At 66.3% G+C, this 15,501-nt stretch carries 16 protein-coding genes; 13 read left to right on the top strand and 3 right to left on the bottom strand.

The window, feature by feature from the left end; all coding sequences use genetic code 11:
- Positions 1-56: 56 nt before the first annotated feature.
- Positions 57-434 (bottom strand): Mth938-like domain-containing protein, encoded by a 378-nt coding sequence (locus LIW09_RS09285; protein ID WP_256645363.1) that lies wholly within the window; start codon positions 432-434, stop codon positions 57-59.
- A gap of 5 nt (positions 435-439) precedes the next feature.
- Complete coding sequence (yhbY, locus tag LIW09_RS09280) at positions 440-745, bottom strand: ribosome assembly RNA-binding protein YhbY (protein ID WP_256645362.1); 306 nt, start codon at positions 743-745, stop codon at positions 440-442.
- A 119-nt stretch (positions 746-864) separates the two neighbouring features.
- Here yhbY and rlmE point away from each other — a divergent pair, with 119 nt between their 5' ends.
- From rlmE to LIW09_RS09220, 12 genes are all read left to right on the top strand, one after another.
- Positions 865-1,512, top strand: a complete 648-nt coding sequence (gene rlmE, locus LIW09_RS09275; protein ID WP_256645361.1) for a 23S rRNA (uridine(2552)-2'-O)-methyltransferase RlmE — start codon at positions 865-867, stop codon at positions 1,510-1,512.
- A 21-nt stretch (positions 1,513-1,533) separates the two neighbouring features.
- Positions 1,534-3,441 carry an ATP-dependent zinc metalloprotease FtsH gene (gene ftsH / locus LIW09_RS09270; RefSeq protein WP_256645360.1) on the top strand — a complete coding sequence of 636 codons (1,908 nt, stop codon included), beginning with the start codon at positions 1,534-1,536 and terminating at the stop codon, positions 3,439-3,441.
- A gap of 81 nt (positions 3,442-3,522) precedes the next feature.
- Positions 3,523-5,388, top strand: coding sequence for a tetratricopeptide repeat protein (locus LIW09_RS09265; protein ID WP_256645359.1), 1,866 nt, complete (start codon positions 3,523-3,525; stop codon positions 5,386-5,388).
- 3 nt (positions 5,389-5,391) lie between these two features.
- Positions 5,392-6,279 carry a dihydropteroate synthase gene (gene folP, locus LIW09_RS09260; RefSeq protein WP_256645358.1) on the top strand — a complete coding sequence of 296 codons (888 nt, stop codon included), beginning with the start codon at positions 5,392-5,394 and terminating at the stop codon, positions 6,277-6,279.
- Between the two features lie 48 nt (positions 6,280-6,327).
- Positions 6,328-7,830, top strand: coding sequence for a sodium/proline symporter PutP (gene putP, locus LIW09_RS09255; RefSeq protein ID WP_256645357.1), 1,503 nt, complete (start codon positions 6,328-6,330; stop codon positions 7,828-7,830).
- Positions 7,830-8,807 (top strand): tRNA (adenosine(37)-N6)-dimethylallyltransferase MiaA, encoded by a 978-nt coding sequence (miaA, locus tag LIW09_RS09250; RefSeq protein ID WP_256645356.1) that lies wholly within the window; start codon positions 7,830-7,832, stop codon positions 8,805-8,807. The genes putP and miaA overlap by 1 nt, the downstream gene beginning before the upstream one ends.
- A gap of 120 nt (positions 8,808-8,927) precedes the next feature.
- On the top strand, positions 8,928-9,194 hold the full coding sequence (gene hfq / locus LIW09_RS09245) for an RNA chaperone Hfq (protein ID WP_256645355.1): 267 nt from the start codon (positions 8,928-8,930) through the stop codon (positions 9,192-9,194).
- A 63-nt stretch (positions 9,195-9,257) separates the two neighbouring features.
- A complete protein-coding gene (gene hflX / locus LIW09_RS09240; protein WP_256647199.1) occupies positions 9,258-10,574 on the top strand; it encodes a ribosome rescue GTPase HflX in 1,317 nt (438 codons plus the stop codon).
- A 41-nt stretch (positions 10,575-10,615) separates the two neighbouring features.
- Positions 10,616-11,686 (top strand): FtsH protease activity modulator HflK, encoded by a 1,071-nt coding sequence (hflK, locus tag LIW09_RS09235; protein WP_425507935.1) that lies wholly within the window; start codon positions 10,616-10,618, stop codon positions 11,684-11,686.
- Positions 11,683-12,546, top strand: a complete 864-nt coding sequence (hflC, locus tag LIW09_RS09230) for a protease modulator HflC (RefSeq protein ID WP_256645353.1) — start codon at positions 11,683-11,685, stop codon at positions 12,544-12,546. The genes hflK and hflC overlap by 4 nt, the downstream gene beginning before the upstream one ends.
- A gap of 5 nt (positions 12,547-12,551) precedes the next feature.
- Positions 12,552-12,740 carry a DUF2065 domain-containing protein gene (locus tag LIW09_RS09225; protein ID WP_256645352.1) on the top strand — a complete coding sequence of 63 codons (189 nt, stop codon included), beginning with the start codon at positions 12,552-12,554 and terminating at the stop codon, positions 12,738-12,740.
- A 185-nt stretch (positions 12,741-12,925) separates the two neighbouring features.
- On the top strand, positions 12,926-14,218 hold the full coding sequence (locus LIW09_RS09220; protein ID WP_256645351.1) for an adenylosuccinate synthase: 1,293 nt from the start codon (positions 12,926-12,928) through the stop codon (positions 14,216-14,218).
- 51 nt (positions 14,219-14,269) lie between these two features.
- On the opposite strand, the gene LIW09_RS09215 is transcribed toward LIW09_RS09220, so the two are convergent.
- A complete protein-coding gene (locus tag LIW09_RS09215; RefSeq protein ID WP_256645350.1) occupies positions 14,270-14,587 on the bottom strand; it encodes a hypothetical protein in 318 nt (105 codons plus the stop codon).
- Between the two features lie 207 nt (positions 14,588-14,794).
- On the opposite strand from LIW09_RS09215, the gene trhA reads away from it, so the two are divergent.
- Positions 14,795-15,448 carry a PAQR family membrane homeostasis protein TrhA gene (gene trhA, locus LIW09_RS09210; RefSeq protein ID WP_256645349.1) on the top strand — a complete coding sequence of 218 codons (654 nt, stop codon included), beginning with the start codon at positions 14,795-14,797 and terminating at the stop codon, positions 15,446-15,448.
- The last annotated feature ends 53 nt before the right edge of the window (positions 15,449-15,501 follow it).

Below are 15,501 nucleotides of genomic sequence, written 5' to 3'. Positions count from 1 at the left end.
ATTAGCCGCGAATCAACGCGGCGGCAACCAGGCTGCGCGGGCGGCAGGGGTGGTGTTCAGCCCGCGGCGATCAGGAACCCCGCCACCACCCGGCGGCCTTCGCCAGCCAGCACCGAGTAGGTGCGCGCGGCTGCCGCGTTGTTCATCACTTCCAGACCTACGCCCCGTTGCAGGCAGGCGGCCATCACGGCGCCCGACGGAAAGCGCTGGACGGCCCCCGTGCCGAGCAGGATCATCTCCGGCTGCAGGGCCAACAGCGGATCAAGGTCGGCCGGCGCCATGTCCGCCGCATCCTGCACCGGCCAATGTTCGATCAAGGCATCGGGCGCGATCACGAAGCTGCTGGCCAGCTGGCGGGTGTTGACCAGCGCCCCGTGGCCGTTTGCCCCGCGCAGGAAATACCGGTAATCCGGATGTTCCAGGTTCAGTTGCATGGCGGTCAGGTGCGGGGCAGCACGATCTGCCGCTTGTCCTTGGCCGGACGGTAGAGCACCGCGACATTGCCGATGCGTTGCACCAGCGCCGCATCGCTGCGTTCCGCCAAGTCGGCGATCATCGCATCGCGCAGCTCGCGATCGCTGGCGGCCACCTTGATCTTGATCAGTTCGTGATGTTCCAGGGCGCCGTCGACCTCGGCCACCAGCGCGTCCGTGATGCCCTTGCCACCCACCTGCAGCATCGCTTTCAGGTCGTGTGCCTGCCCGCGCAGGAAGCGGATCTGGGCATTGGTCAGGGCGATGGGCATACGTCACGCAGCGGAATCATGGGGGGCAGCAGGGTATCATGCAGGGGCCGGATGCCGCCCGCGGCTGATATCCGGATCCCACCCCAACCCTCCCCCTTGCGGCGAGGGGGACGACAGGCATGGCCACCCGCAGTAAATCCAGCCAGCGCTGGCTGAAGGAACATTTCTCCGATCCCTACGTGAAAAAGGCGCAAGCCGAAGGCATGCGCTCGCGCGCGGCCTACAAGCTGGAGGAGCTGGTGGAGCGCGATCGCCTGCTCAAGCCGGGCATGGTGGTGGTGGATCTGGGCGCGGCGCCTGGTGGCTGGTCGCAATGGATCCGCCAGGAGCTGGACCGCCTTGATCCGGGCAAGCCCGGGCGGGTGATCGCCAGCGACATTCTGGAAATGCCCTCGCTGGCCGGGGTCGAGTTCCTTCATGGAGACTTCAGGGACGATGCCGTCCTATCCCAAGTGCTGCACATGCTTGGCGGGCAGCCGGTGGATCTTGTGCTTTCCGATATGGCCCCCAATAAGAGTGGTATGGATGCGGTGGATCAGCCGCGCGCGATGCATCTGGCCGAGTTGGCCATGGAATTCGCCGATGGCCAGCTGCGTCCCGGTGGTACGTTCCTGATCAAGCTGTTTCAGGGAACGGGATTCGACGAGTTCGTGCGGGAACTGCGGCGGCGCTATGCCAAGGTGGTGATCCGCAAACCGGCGGCATCGCGCAAGCGCTCGCCGGAGGTGTACGCGCTGGCGCAGGGCAAGCTGGCACAACTGAAGTGACGAAGGCGACATAAGGACGACATGAACGATCTCGCGAAGAATTTGCTGCTCTGGGTGGTGGTCGCCGTCGTGCTGATGGTGGTCTTCCAGAGCTTCTCCCCGAAGCTGGCCGCCAGCCAGGACGTGGTCTATTCGCAATTCGTGAGTGACGTGGAAGCCGATCGCATCAAGGCGGTCGATATCGCCAGCAACGAGCGTGGCATCAGCTTCGAGCGCGCCGATGGCAGCAAGGGCAGCACCACCGCGCCGGTGCGCGACAAGGACCTGATCAACGATTTGATCGAACACAAGGTCGAGATCCGCCAGGCGCCGCCGGAATCGGGGATTTCGTTCTGGTCGCTGGTGCTGAATTTCCTGCCGGTGCTGCTGATCATCGGTTTCTGGCTGTTCATGATGCGGCAGATGCAGGGCGGGGGCGCCGGCAAGGGCGCCATGTCGTTCGGGCGTTCGCGTGCCAAGTTGCTGAATGAGGATCAGACCAAGATCACCTTTGCCGACGTTGCCGGTTGCGACGAGGCCAAGGAGGAAGTGTCCGAACTGGTCGAATTCCTGCGGGACCCGTCCAAGTTCCAGAAGCTGGGCGGCAAGATCCCGCGCGGCGTGCTGATGGTGGGGCCACCCGGCACCGGCAAGACCCTGCTGGCCAAGGCCATCGCAGGCGAAGCCAAGGTGCCGTTCTTCAGTATCTCCGGTTCGGATTTCGTCGAAATGTTCGTCGGCGTCGGCGCCAGCCGCGTGCGCGACATGTTCGAGCAGGCCAAGAAGCACGCGCCGTGCATCATCTTCATCGACGAAATCGACGCGGTCGGTCGCCATCGCGGCGCCGGCCTGGGCGGCGGGCATGACGAACGCGAACAGACCCTCAACCAGTTGCTGGTGGAAATGGACGGCTTCGAGGGGGGCGAGGGCGTGATCGTGGTCGCCGCGACCAACCGCCCCGACGTGCTGGATCCTGCGCTGCTGCGCCCGGGCCGCTTCGACCGCCAGGTGGTGGTGGGCCTGCCGGACGTGCGCGGCCGCGAGCAGATCCTCAAGGTGCACATGCGCAAGGTGCCGTTGGCCGATGACGTGCTGCCGATGACGATTGCCCGCGGCACGCCGGGATTCAGTGGCGCGGACCTGGCCAATCTGGTCAACGAGGCGGCGTTGTTTGCGGCGCGCGAGAACGCCAAGGACGTGCGCATGGCGCACTTCGACAAGGCGCGCGACAAGATCATGATGGGCACCGAGAACCGCTCGATGGCGATGAGCGAGCAGGAAAAAACGCTTACCGCGTATCACGAGGCCGGGCACGCCATCGTGGGCCGGCTGGTGCCCGAACACGACCCTGTGTACAAGGTCACCATCATTCCCAGGGGACGTGCGCTGGGCGTGACCATGTACCTGCCGGAAGGCGACAAGTACAGCTACAACCGCACCGCGATCGAATCCCAGCTCGCTTCTCTTTACGGCGGGCGCGTGGCCGAAGCATTGATTTTCGGTGAGGACAAGGTAACCACCGGCGCGTCCAATGACATCGAGCGCGCGACCAAGATGGCGCGCAACATGGTCACCAAATGGGGGCTGTCCGAGCTCGGCCCGATCACCTTTGGCGAGGAAGAGGACGAGGTCTTCCTGGGCCGCAGCGTGACCCAGCACAAGAACGTGTCCAACGAGACCGCGAGCAGGATCGACGAGGTGGTGCGCAGCATTCTCGATCGCGCCTATGCGCGCACGACCGGGTTGCTGAGCGAGAACCTGGACAAGCTGCACACGATGGCGAAGGCGCTGCTGGAGTACGAAACCATCGACGTGCCGCAGATCGACGCGATCATGGAAGGCCGCGACGTCCCGCCGCCGATGGACTGGGACAAGTCCGGCAGTGGCCGGGCGGGGGGCGGCAGCGTGCCTCCTGCCGCGCCGATTGGTGGCCCGGTGGTGCAGAACTGAGCTGCGCCGTCGGTGGTGCGCGCGTGAAGGCAGGCCGGGCATGTCCCGGCCTTTTCATTGGGCCGGGCCGCGGATTTGCCGATGGCGGACTGTTTCCGGATACTGGGCCGGCACCTGCGCAAGGAGTGGGCTTTGGGCAAGTTTGCGGGACTGATGCAGCAGCTCAAGCGGCGCAATGTACTGCGTGCGGCGGCGCTGTACGTGGGGGGAGTCTGGGCGCTGGCGCAGGGGGTTGCCCAGCTGGCGCCGGTGTTCGATATCCCGGACTGGTCGGTGCGCTGGTTCGTGGCGGCGGGCGCGATCGGGTTCCCGTTCTGGGTGGCGTTTTCCTGGTATTACGAATTCACCCCCGACGGCGTCAGGCGCGAGTCCGAAATCGCATTGGACGAAGGCGCGGAGCGCGCGCGCAGGCGCCGCCTGGACATCTGGATCATCGGCGTGCTGGTCGTCGCCGTGGTGTTGCTTGCGACCAACCAGTTCGTGCTGCGTCGGGATGCCACCAGCCTGGCTGATGCGGCGGCTGCAGGCGATGCAGCCTCTGCTACCGCGCAGAAATCGATTGCGGTGCTGCCGCTGGTGAACGCCAGCGGCGACCCGAGCCAACGGTTCTTCTCCGATGGCTTGTCGGAAAATCTCATCGATGTACTGTCTTCCATCGAAGGGCTGCGGGTGAGTGGCCGCTCGTCCTCATTCCTGTTCCGCAACAGCAAGGACGACCCCCGCACCATCGGGGCCAAGCTGAACGTGTCCTACCTGCTGACCGGCAGCGTGCAGCGCTCCAGCGACAAGATCCGGGTGCGCGCGGAAGTGGTGGATACGCACACTGGGGCGTCGGTGTTTTCCAGACGGTTCGAGCGGCCCGGCGGCGACCTGTTCGCCTTGCAGGACGAGCTTTCCAAGTCGATTGCCGATACGCTGAACGTGGCGCTGCTGTCACCGACTGCCGACGTGATGGGTCATCGCCCGCCCAGCGGCAATCTGGAGGCCTACAACGCGTTTTTGCGCGCGAATTTCCTGGTTGATCTCGGCAACGAGCGCGATACTCGTCGGGCCATTGATGAGTACACGCATGCCACGACGCTGGACCCCCGTTATGCGATGGCGTGGGCACGGCTGTCGCGGTATTGGACAACCCTGGCCGCGCTGTATCTGACGGGGAATGACGCCAGGGCCGCGTATGCGAAGGCCCGCCTGGCGGGTGACAAGGCGCTGGCGCTGGCACCTGACATGGGAGATGCGCACCTGGCACGAGGCTGGTTGCTGGAGAATGAGACTCTGGACTGGGCGGGAGCGGGTGCCGAGTATGAAGCTGCGCAGCAGCTGTCACCTTCCAACCTGCAAACGAAATTCAGCCTTGCCAGCATGAAAGCCCTGCAGGGACAGTTGACGGAGGCAGTGAAGCTGAGCGGTGACGCCATCGCATCGGACCCACTCCAGCCCAACTGGTGGAATTGGTATAGCGCTTACCTGTCGGGACTTGGACGGATCGATGACGCCGAGGCGGCGATCCGGAAGTCCATCGCGCTGAGCCCGCAGGGCAGTTCAACGTGGGCCCAACTTGCCATCATCGAAATCCAGCGCGGCGATGCGAAGGCGGCGCTTGATGCCGCCAACAACGAGCCCGAAGGTGTGTGGCATGACATTGCGCGCGCGATGGCGCTGCAGATCGGCAAGGATCGGCAGGCTGCGGATGCGGCGCTGGCGTTGTTGATCAAGGACTATGGAGACGTTGCGCCGTTCCAGGTGGCGCAAGTGCAGGCATTGCGTCGCGACGACAAGGCCGTGTTCCGGTGGCTGGACAAGGCGCACGAAGTTCACGACCCCGGCATCGGCAATCTGCTGATCGATCCGCTGCTCATGCGCTACAAGCAAGACCCCAGGATGGCGGACTTCTGCAAGACGGTTGGCCTGCCGATGCCCACCACCAGTGAAGCCGTAGGGATCTGATCCATGTTCGATACCTCCCCGCAACTCGACTGCGCAGGCCGCCTCCTCAAGCTCGATCGTCCCCGGGTCATGGGCATCGTGAATGTCACCCCGGATTCGTTTTCCGGTGGCGACGCGCATGCCGATGCGGCGGTGGCGCACGGGCTGCGGTTGGCGGAGGAAGGTGCGGATATCCTCGACATCGGCGGCGAATCCACGCGCCCGGGCGCCAGCGATGTGTCGCTTGAAGAAGAGCTTCACCGCGTGATTCCGGTCATCGAACGGTTGGCGAAAGAAACGACGCTTCCGATCAGCATCGATACCTCGAAACCCGAGGTCATGCGCGCCGCGGTTGCCGCTGGCGCCGGGATGATCAACGACGTGTATGGATTGCGTCGCGACGGGGCGCTGGATGCTGCTGCCGGCCTGGGCGTGCCGGTGGTGTTGATGCACATGCTGGGCGAGCCGCGCTCGATGCAGGACGCGCCGCACTACGATGACGTGGTAGCCGAGGTGCATCGTTTCCTGGCCGAGCGCATTTTCTCCGCCGAGATGGCGGGTATCGACAGAAAACGCATCGTCGTCGATCCGGGCTTCGGGTTCGGCAAGACCACGCAGCACAACATGCAGCTGCTGGCGCAATTGCGCCGCTTCACCGAATTGGGCGTGCCGGTGCTCGCCGGGCTTTCACGCAAGCGCAGCATCGGCGAGATCACCGGGCGCGGCGATCCGCGCGAACGCATGGCCGGGTCGCTGGCCGCGCATGTCATCGCTGCGCAGAATGGCGCCGGTTTCCTGCGCGTGCACGACGTGGCGGCGACCGTGGATGCGCTGAAGGTGTGGAACGCCGTCGCGGCGGTGCCGATGCCGCGCAAGGATGCGGGCAGGCCGGAGATTGTCTGGCCGGAGTAATGGCGCTGGCGCTGGGTTAAAGTGCGGCGGTTCAATCGGAGCGCGCCCATGACCGCCAGCACCCCGCTGCTGATCACCTTTGGCATCTATCTGCTGGTCATGATCGGCATTGGTTTTGCCGCTTGGCGTTCCACGCGCAGCCTGGATGACTACATCCTCGGAGGCCGCTCGCTGGGTGGCTACGTGACGGCGTTGTCGGCCGGCGCATCGGACATGAGCGGCTGGTTGCTGATGGGCTTGCCCGGCGCGTTGTACCTGACCGGGCTGTCGGAAGCCTGGATCGCCATCGGCCTGTGCGCAGGTGCCTGGCTGAACTGGCGCTTCGTGGCCGGGCCGCTGCGCGTCTATACCGAGCGCACCGACAACGCGCTGACCCTGCCGGACTATTTCACGACGCGTTTTTCCGGCGGCGGGTTTGCTGCCAACGGCAAGCTGCTGCGGATCGTGTCCGCACTGGTGATCCTGGTGTTCTTCGCGGTCTATTGCGCCAGCGGCATCGTGGCCGGCGCGCGCCTGTTCGAAAGCGTGTTTGGACTGCCGTATGCCCAGGCACTGTGGTGGGGCGCGGCGGCCACCATCCTCTACACCCTCATCGGCGGGTTCCTGGCGGTGAGCTGGACCGATACCGTGCAGGCCACGTTGATGATCTTCGCGCTGCTGCTGACGCCGGTCATCGTGATCCTCGGCCTGGGCGGCCCCGGTGCCACCCTGCGCGCGATCGAAACGGTGGATCCGGCGCGCCTGCAGTGGATCGGCAGCGGTGGCTGGCTCGCGGTGGTGTCGGCGCTGGCCTGGGGGCTTGGCTACTTCGGCCAGCCCCACATCCTGGCGCGCTTCATGGCGGCCGATTCACTGGCGGTCATCCCGCAGGCGCGCCGCATCGGCATGTCCTGGATGGCGCTGTGCCTGCTGGGTGCGATGGCGGTGGGGCTGGCCGGCATTGCGTGGGCGGCGCAGCATCCGCAGCAGGCGGAACCGCTGGTCGCCAATCACGAGCGTGTGTTCATCGTGCTGGCCAATGCGCTGTTCAATCCGTGGGTGGCTGGCGTGCTGCTGTCGGCCATTTTGGCCGCGATCATGAGCACCCTGAGCTGCCAGCTGCTGGTCTGTTCCAGTGCGCTGACCGAAGATTTCTATCACGGCTTCGTGCGACCGAAAGCGGGCGCTGGCGAGCTGGTCTGGATCGGCCGGACGATGGTGCTGGCGGTGGCGTTGCTCGCGATCTTCATCGCCCGCGACCCGGACAGCCGCGTGCTGGGCTTGGTCAGCTATGCCTGGGCCGGGTTCGGCGCGGCGTTCGGGCCGGTGGTGCTGTTCTCGCTGGTGTGGGCGCGGATGACCGGAGTGGGCGCGCTGGCTGGCATGGTGACCGGCGCCTTGACCGTGATTCTGTGGAAGCAGACCGGCAGCGCGCTGTATGAAATCGTGCCGGGCTTTTTGATTGCCAGTGCCGCCATTGTCGTGGCCAGCTTGCTGTCGCCGGCGCCGGACGACGCCGTGCGGCGTCGCCATCGGCAGGTGCGGCTGAACCTGCGTGAAAGCGGCTACTGATGCGGCACGACGTGCGCCCGCGCGCGATCGCATTGATGGGCCCGACGGCCTCGGGCAAGAGCGCATACGCATTGCGGCTGGCGCAGCGGCTGGATGGCGAAATCGTCAGCGTGGATTCCGCGCTGGTCTATCGTGGCCTGGACATCGGTGCAGCCAAGCCCTCGCGCGCCGAATTGGCGCAGGTGCCGCATCACCTGATCGATCTGCGCCAGCCGTGGCAGCCGTATTCGGCGGCGGAATTCGCCGGCGATGCGCGTGCGGCCATCGGTGGCATCGTGGCGCGCGGCAAGCTGCCGATTCTGGCCGGTGGCACCGGCTTGTATTTCCGCGCGTTGCTGGAAGGCCTGTCGGGGATGCCGCCGGCCGATGCAGCGACGCGCGCGGCGATCTCGGCGGAAGCGCAGGCGCATGGATGGGCGGCGCTGCACGCTGAACTCGCGCGGGTTGATCCCGGCGCCGCGGCGCGTATCCACGCCACCGATGCACAACGCATCCAGCGCGCGTTGGAGGTGTATCGGTTGAGCGGTCGCCCGATCAGCGCCTGGCAACGGGATGCCAGCGGACAACGCCTGCCGCTGAACGTGCTCAAGCTGGTGTTGGCGCCACCGCAGCGGGAGATCCTGCACGCGCGCATCGAGCAGCGCTTCGATGCGATGCTGGCGGCGGGGTTCCTGGAGGAAGTGCGCGCCCTGCGCGCCCTGCCGGAGCTGGCCGCGCACCCGCGGCCGCTGGACTTGCCGGCGGTACGCGCAGTGGGCTATCGGCAGGCGTGGGAGCATTTGAACGGCGACTCTTCCGCCGCCGGGTTCCGCGAACGTGCCATCGCCGCCACGCGCCAACTGGCCAAGCGCCAATACACCTGGCTGCGCGGCGAATTGGATGCGCGTTGGTTTGATCCAACCGCAAGCAGTGAGGCACTGGGCGCCGCAGTGGATGCCTTCCTCGGCAATCCAGCCTCCGGCGCGCGCTGCGCGTGATGATGCGCTACCATCCGGTGGCGCCCTCCGCAGTGCGGGTGGGCGTGGAACCGGGGAGCGCCACGGGCGTCGGTTCACATAGAACAAACAACAATAACGCACGAGAGTCACGGGGAATTCATGTCGAAGTCGCAGTCCTTGCAGGATCCTTTCCTGAACGCCTTGCGCCGCGAGCGGGTGCCGGTTTCCATCTACCTGGTCAATGGCATCAAGTTGCAGGGCACCATCGAATCGTTCGATCAATTCGTCATCCTGCTGCGCAATACGGTCAGTCAGATGGTGTACAAGCATGCGATTTCGACCGTGGTGCCGGCGCGCAACGTGCGCATCAGCAGCACGGGCCAGGACGACGACGCGGAACTGCCCGAGCCGGCCGGCGCGGAATGACGCGGCGGCGCGGGCTTGCAATTGCCGCTTGCCGCCCGCATCTGATAGCCAATGTCGACCCAATTGTTTGAACGCTCACGTGGCGGTGAAAACGCACTGCTGATCCAGCCGCACGCCGGTGGCCCGCCCGGCGAAGGCGTGTTGGAGGAATTTGCCGAGCTTGCGCGGTCGGCCGGTGCCCGCGTGGCGGCGGTGTTGAACGCGCGCATCGACAAGCCCAATCCATCGATCCTGATCGGCAGCGGCAAGCTGGAGGAAGTGAGGGCGGCCTGCGAGGCAACCGGCGCCGATCTGGTGCTGGTCAATCACGCGTTGACCCCTGTCCAGGAGCGCAATCTGGAACGGGCGCTGGAGCGCCGCGTGGTCGATCGTACCGGCTTGATCCTGGATATTTTCGCCCAGCGTGCGCGCAGCCACGAAGGCAAGTTGCAGGTGGAACTTGCCCAGCTTCGCCACGTGGCCACGCGCCTGGTGCGCGGCTGGACTCACCTGGAGCGCCAGCGCGGCGGCTCCATCGGCTTGCGTGGCCCCGGTGAAACCCAGCTGGAGACCGACCGTCGCCTGCTGCAAAAGCGCGTGGAAGTGCTGCAAAAGCGGCTGGAGAAAGTCGAAGTGCAGCACACCCAGATGCGCCGCGCGCGGGTGCGCAGCGAACTGCCTCGGGTGGCCCTGGTTGGCTACACCAATGCCGGCAAATCCACCTTGTTCAATGCCCTGACCGGCGCCGATGCCTACGCCGCAGACCAGCTGTTCGCCACCCTCGACCCGACCGTGCGCAGGATCACGCTGCCCGGCGGCGGCGTGGTGCTGGCCGATACGGTCGGCTTCGTCCGCGACCTGCCGCACGAGCTGGTCGCGGCGTTCCGTTCCACCCTCAGTGAAGCGCGTGAAGCCGACCTGCTGCTGCACGTGATCGATGCCGATGACCCGCTGCGCGATGAGCGCATGGCGCAAGTCGATGCCGTATTGCACGAGATCGATGCCGGCGACATTCCGCAGTTGCTGGTGTTCAACAAGATCGACCGCATCGAAGGCGCCAGCCCACGCATCGATCAGCGCGGCGAAGAGCGATGCGCGGTCTGGTTGTCGGCGCGTGATGGCAACGGGCTTGAGCTGCTGCGTGAGGCACTGGCCGAGCGGCTGGGGCTGCGCCGCATCGTCGGCGATATCCGTTTGCCCACCGATGCCGGTCGCCTGCGTGCGCGCCTGCATGCGCTGGGCGCGGTGCGCGATGAGCAGCATGATGCCGACGGCTGGTCCCTTGCGATCGACCTTGCGCTGGCCGATGCCACGCGGTTGGCGGCACAGGCCGATGGCCTGCCGCTGCGTTCCCTTTTGTCGGCTGCGGAGCCGACGCTTCCCGTAGAATCCCACGCATGACCACACAGAACACCGGCCCGCGCGGGCCAAAAGCGGCCTGGATGGCCTGGAATCGACCGGGCAGCGGCTCCGGAAACCCGGCCGGCGACGGCCTCAGGCGCCTGCTGGACAAACTGCCTGATGTTGGTGGCGGCAGCCCGCTGCGCTGGGTCATCCTGGCGCTGGTGCTGTTGCTGGCCTACAACTGCTTCGTGCTGATCGCCGAACAGCAGCGCGGCGTGGTGCTGCGCTTCGGCAAGTTCGACCGGGTGATGCAGCCGGGTCCCAGCTTCAAGCTGCCGTGGCCGCTGGAGCGGGTGTTCAAGGTCAACGCCACGCAGATCAAGAATTACGAAGACCGGGTGCCGGTCCTGACCCGCGACGAGAACATCGTCGAGGTCGCGGTCAACGTGCAATACCGGGTCGTCGATCCGCAGCTGTACTTGTTCGGCACCCGCGACGGCGATGAGGTCCTCAAGCAGGCGGCGCTGAGCACCGTGCGCGAGCAGGTGGGGCGCTCCGATCTCGATACCGTGCTGGGTGCGCGCGAACAGCTGGCGGTGTCGGCGCGTGAACGCCTGCAGAAATCGCTGGAGGCGTATCGCACCGGGCTGGTGGTGACCGAATTGAACCTGCCCGATGCGCGGCCCCCGCAGCAGGTCAAGCCGGCGTTCGATGACGTCAACAGCGCCCAGCAGGACAAGCAGCGGTTGATCTCCGAGTCGCGCGCCTATGCGGCCAAGATCGTGCCCGAAGCGCGCGGCCAGGCGGCGCGCGTGCGTACCGTCTCGGAAGGCTACAAGACCGCCGAAATCGCCCGCGCCACCGGTGATGCCGAGCGTTTCAGCCTGCTGGTCCAGCAATACAAGGGCGCGCCCGACGTGACCCGCAAGCGGCTGTGGCTGGAAACCGTGCAGGATGTGCTGGCGCGGAATCGCAAGATCATTGGCGGCGACAGCCGCCAGCTGATCTACGTGCCGATGGAGGGCACGGCGGCACCCGCGTCGCCTGCGCCATCGCCCGCGCTCCTGCCAAGCATCGTGTCGCCAGCGGGTGACGCCGGAACGGAAGATGCGGCGCGCCCTGGCCGCAGTGGGCGGCCTGCGACGGGCCGCGAGGAGGTGGTGCGATGAAATTCCCCGCATGGATGGCGACGGCACTGGCGGCACTGGTGCTGCTGATGGGTTCGGTGTTCGTGGTCAACGAAGGCCATACCGCCATCGTGCTCAACCTGGGCCGCGTGTCGCGGGTGAACCTGCAGCCGGGCCTGCATTTCAAGTGGCCGCTGGTGGAGACCGCGCGCATTTTCGACCGCCGCATCCAGGTGCTGCCGGCCGAGCCCGAGCGCTACCTGACGTCCGAGCGCAAGGACGTCAGCGTGGATTTCTTCGCGGTCGGCCGGATCGAGGACGCCCGCGCGTTTTACCGCGCCACCGGCGGCGATGAATCGGCGGCGGTCACCCGCCTGGCGCCGATCATCAAGGACGCGCTGCGCAACGAAATCAACTCGCGCACGCTGCAGCAGGCGGTGTCGGGCGACCGCACCGAGATCGTCAAAAGCCAGCTGGACGTGATCAACCGCGGCGCGGCCACCTTGGGCGTGCGCATTCTTGATCTGCGCATCAAGCAGCTCGACCTGCCCACCGACAGCCGCGTCATCGACGACGTGTACAACCGCATGCGCGCCCAGCGTCAGCAGGTGGCCAGCCGCCTGCGCGCCGAAGGCGAGGAGCAGGCCAATGAAATCCGCGCCGGCGCCGATCGCGACCAACAGGTGATCCTGGCCGAAGCCGAGCGCGACGCGCAGAAGCTGCGCGGCGAGGGCGATGCCGAAGCGGCGCGCATCTACGCCGAGGCGGCCAGCCGGGACCCTGCGTTCTATGCCTTCCAGCGCAGCCTGGAGGCCTATCGCAAGGCATTTTCCGGCGGCGACAGCGTGATCGTGCTGGAGCGCAATGATCCGTTCCTGCAATACCTGCGCAACGACCGCTGATCTTCATGGCAGACCTGTGGGCGGCGCTGTGCCTGGTGGCGATCATCGAGGGGCTGTTCCTGTTTGCAAGCCCGGGCGGCTGGAAGCGTGCTGCCGCGCAGTTGTTGAACCTGCCGGACGAGCATGTGCGCAGGATTGGCGGCGTGGTGCTGATCCTCGGATTGCTGGCGCTGTACCTGGTGCGCGGGGGCTGAAGTCGCCTGGCGGGCCGGAACAGCGTAAAATTTCGAAAAGCCGGGGTTCGCCTCGGCTTTTTCCGTGTCTGGCACCCCGCACTGCCCACGCTGCCCCGATGGCGGCTTGACTCAGGCAGTGCGACGGGCCGGGTGCAATCCATCCAGCGGCCCCGATGGCCGCAAGCAATTGAGGAGTTCAGGCCATGGGCCAGTCGGTCGTGGTGTTGGGTGCCCAGTGGGGCGATGAAGGCAAGGGCAAGATCGTCGATCTGCTCACCGAGGAAATCGGTGCGGTGGTGCGCTTCCAGGGCGGCCACAATGCCGGCCACACGCTGGTCATCAATGGCAAGAAGACGGTGCTGCACCTGATTCCGTCCGGCATCCTGCGCGACGGCGCGCTGTGCCTGATCGGCAATGGGGTGGTGATCTCGCCGGCCGCGCTGCGCAAGGAGATCGAGGAGCTGGAGGCGGCGGGCGTGGAAGTGCGTTCGCGCCTGAAGATCAGCCCGGCCGCGCCGCTGATCATGCCGTACCACATTGCGCTGGACCAGGCGCGCGAGAAGGCCGCAGGCGGCAAGGCCATCGGCACCACCGGGCGCGGCATCGGCCCGGCCTACGAGGACAAGGTGGCGCGTCGCGGCATCCGCGTCGCCGACCTGCACTATCCCGAGCAACTGGCCGAAAAACTGCGCTCGGCGCTGGATTACCACAACTTCGTGCTGACCAAGTACCTGGGCGTGGAGCCGGTGGATTTCGACACCGTGTATCAGGAAGCGCTGGCGTTCGGCGAATACGTCGAGCCGATGAAGTCGGACGTGGCCGGCATCTGCCACGAGCTGCGCAAGCAGGGCAAGCGCGTGTTGTTCGAGGGCGCGCAGGGCGCGCTGCTGGACATCGACCACGGCACCTATCCGTACGTGACCAGCTCCAACACCACCATCGGCGGTGCGCTGGCGGGTGCCGGCGTGGGAGCGGATTCGATCGACTACGTGCTGGGCATCGCCAAGGCCTACGCCACCCGCGTCGGCGGCGGCCCGTTCCCGACCGAGCTGGATGACGACGTCGGGCAGGGCATCCGCGATCGCGGCGCCGAGTACGGCGCCTCCACCGGCCGTCCGCGCCGCTGCGGCTGGATGGACATCGTGGCGCTCAAGCGCGCGGTAGCGATCAACGGCATCAGCGGCCTGTGCATCACCAAGCTCGACGTGCTGGACGGCATGGAGAAGCTGAAGATGTGCATCGCCTACGAATACCGCGGCAAGCGCACCGAGTACGCGCCGCTGGACGCGCAGGGCTGGGAGGAGATCACTCCGGTGTACCTGGAGTTCCCCGGGTGGAGCGAGAACACGCACGGCGTCACCGAGTGGGAGCAGTTGCCGGTGGCCGCCCGTGCCTACCTGCGCGCGCTGGAAGAGCTGGCCGGCTGCCCGATCAGCATTGTCTCCACCGGTCCGGATCGCGACCACACGATGGTGCTGCGCGATCCATACGCCTGAACCCGGGGTGGCCCCAGGCTGACCCGCGTCAGCGGGGTCTGTGGACCCCGCTCAGGCGAGAGCGTCGAACAAGGTGCCGAGCGTGTCCTCGCGGGCGCGGAATGCGGCGGTGCTTGCCGCGAAGTCGCGAGCCGCCTGGTGGGCATCGAGCACATCGGACACGGTGGCTGCGGTGTCGTCGTTGCGCGCCTCGGTGCGCACGACGCGGGCCTGCACGCCGCCCGTCGCTGTCTCCGACTGTTCGACGCGACGGCGCTGGAAGCCTTCGGTGCCACGATTGGCGGTGTTGCTGGCCGCCGCCTGCATCCGCTGCGCCGCCACCTGCATGCCGGAGGCGGCGATGTTCGATGAAAGGCCGGGGATGGTCATGGTCGAGCGCCTTGCCGGAGGTGTCGATGGCGACTGTACGCCGGCGCGCTCGGCGAAATGGTGACCGATGCCGGAAAACCTGCATGTCCCTGTTGTTCGATCCGCGCCGGCATGCGCACTGCATTTCGCGCACAAACGTCTGGAACCCAACGGCAGTGCGGTTGACGGGGATCTTCCGCTGGCAGCGGAAGGGAGTATCCTGCCGCAATGCAGCAAGTTTCCTCAGGCAACAATTTCGTCCTGCATCCGCGCGAAGAGTTCGCCAATGCGCTGACCCACGGGCTCGGGGCAGCGGCGGCGCTGGCGGCGGGCGCGGTGCTGGTGACCCTGACCGCGATCTTCGGTGACGGCTGGCAGCTGGCGGGCGCCATCGTGTTCGTGGTGGCCCTGCTGCTGCTGTACACGGCATCCACGCTGTACCACGCGATCTCGCACCCGGTCGTCAAGGGACGGCTGAAGGTGTTCGATCACTGCGCGATCTACCTGCTGATCGCCGGCACCTACACGCCGTTCACCCTGGTCGGCCTGCGCGGGCCGACCGGCTGGTGGTTGTTCGGCACCGTGTGGTCGCTCGCGTTGTTCGGCGTGGTGTTCAAGCTGTTCTACACCGGTCGCTTCAAGGGGCTTTCGACGCTGATCTACATCGGCATGGGCTGGATGATCATGCTGGCGATCAAACCCATGTTGCATGCGTTGAGCACGGGTTCGCTGTGCTGGCTGCTTGCCGGCGGTCTGGCGTACACGGCGGGCACCTGGTTCTACATGCGCCCGCAAAAGCGCTACGCGCACGCCATTTGGCATGGCTTCGTGATCCTCGGCAGCGTTTGCCATTACGTGTCGGTGATGCTGCACCTGCTCTGACGCAGTTGCGGCAACCATGACTTCCGGCGCTGGGTGAAGCGCGCGCGAGGCAG

Source organism: Thermomonas paludicola (assembly GCF_024498955.1).
Taxonomy (GTDB): Bacteria; Pseudomonadota; Gammaproteobacteria; order Xanthomonadales; family Xanthomonadaceae; genus Thermomonas; species Thermomonas paludicola.
Note: the sequence above shows the minus strand (reverse complement) of the source record. Positions and strands in the feature narration are given on the sequence as shown.

Bases quoted from the DNA above. Each gene is read 5' to 3' on its own strand.
- LIW09_RS09285 (WP_256645363.1), bottom strand. From the start codon at position 434: ATGCAACTGAACCTGGAACATCCGGATTACCGGTATTTCCTGCGCGGG.
- yhbY (WP_256645362.1), bottom strand. From the start codon at position 745: ATGCCCATCGCCCTGACCAATGCCCAGATCCGCTTCCTGCGCGGGCAG.
- rlmE (WP_256645361.1), top strand. From the start codon at position 865: ATGGCCACCCGCAGTAAATCCAGCCAGCGCTGGCTGAAGGAACATTTC.
- ftsH (WP_256645360.1), top strand. From the start codon at position 1,534: ATGAACGATCTCGCGAAGAATTTGCTGCTCTGGGTGGTGGTCGCCGTC.
- LIW09_RS09265 (WP_256645359.1), top strand. From the start codon at position 3,523: ATGGCGGACTGTTTCCGGATACTGGGCCGGCACCTGCGCAAGGAGTGG.
- folP (WP_256645358.1), top strand. From the start codon at position 5,392: ATGTTCGATACCTCCCCGCAACTCGACTGCGCAGGCCGCCTCCTCAAG.
- putP (WP_256645357.1), top strand. From the start codon at position 6,328: ATGACCGCCAGCACCCCGCTGCTGATCACCTTTGGCATCTATCTGCTG.
- miaA (WP_256645356.1), top strand. From the start codon at position 7,830: ATGCGGCACGACGTGCGCCCGCGCGCGATCGCATTGATGGGCCCGACG.
- hfq (WP_256645355.1), top strand. From the start codon at position 8,928: ATGTCGAAGTCGCAGTCCTTGCAGGATCCTTTCCTGAACGCCTTGCGC.
- hflK (WP_425507935.1), top strand. From the start codon at position 10,616: ATGGCCTGGAATCGACCGGGCAGCGGCTCCGGAAACCCGGCCGGCGAC.
- hflC (WP_256645353.1), top strand. From the start codon at position 11,683: ATGAAATTCCCCGCATGGATGGCGACGGCACTGGCGGCACTGGTGCTG.
- LIW09_RS09225 (WP_256645352.1), top strand. From the start codon at position 12,552: ATGGCAGACCTGTGGGCGGCGCTGTGCCTGGTGGCGATCATCGAGGGG.
- LIW09_RS09220 (WP_256645351.1), top strand. From the start codon at position 12,926: ATGGGCCAGTCGGTCGTGGTGTTGGGTGCCCAGTGGGGCGATGAAGGC.
- LIW09_RS09215 (WP_256645350.1), bottom strand. From the start codon at position 14,587: ATGACCATCCCCGGCCTTTCATCGAACATCGCCGCCTCCGGCATGCAG.
- trhA (WP_256645349.1), top strand. From the start codon at position 14,795: ATGCAGCAAGTTTCCTCAGGCAACAATTTCGTCCTGCATCCGCGCGAA.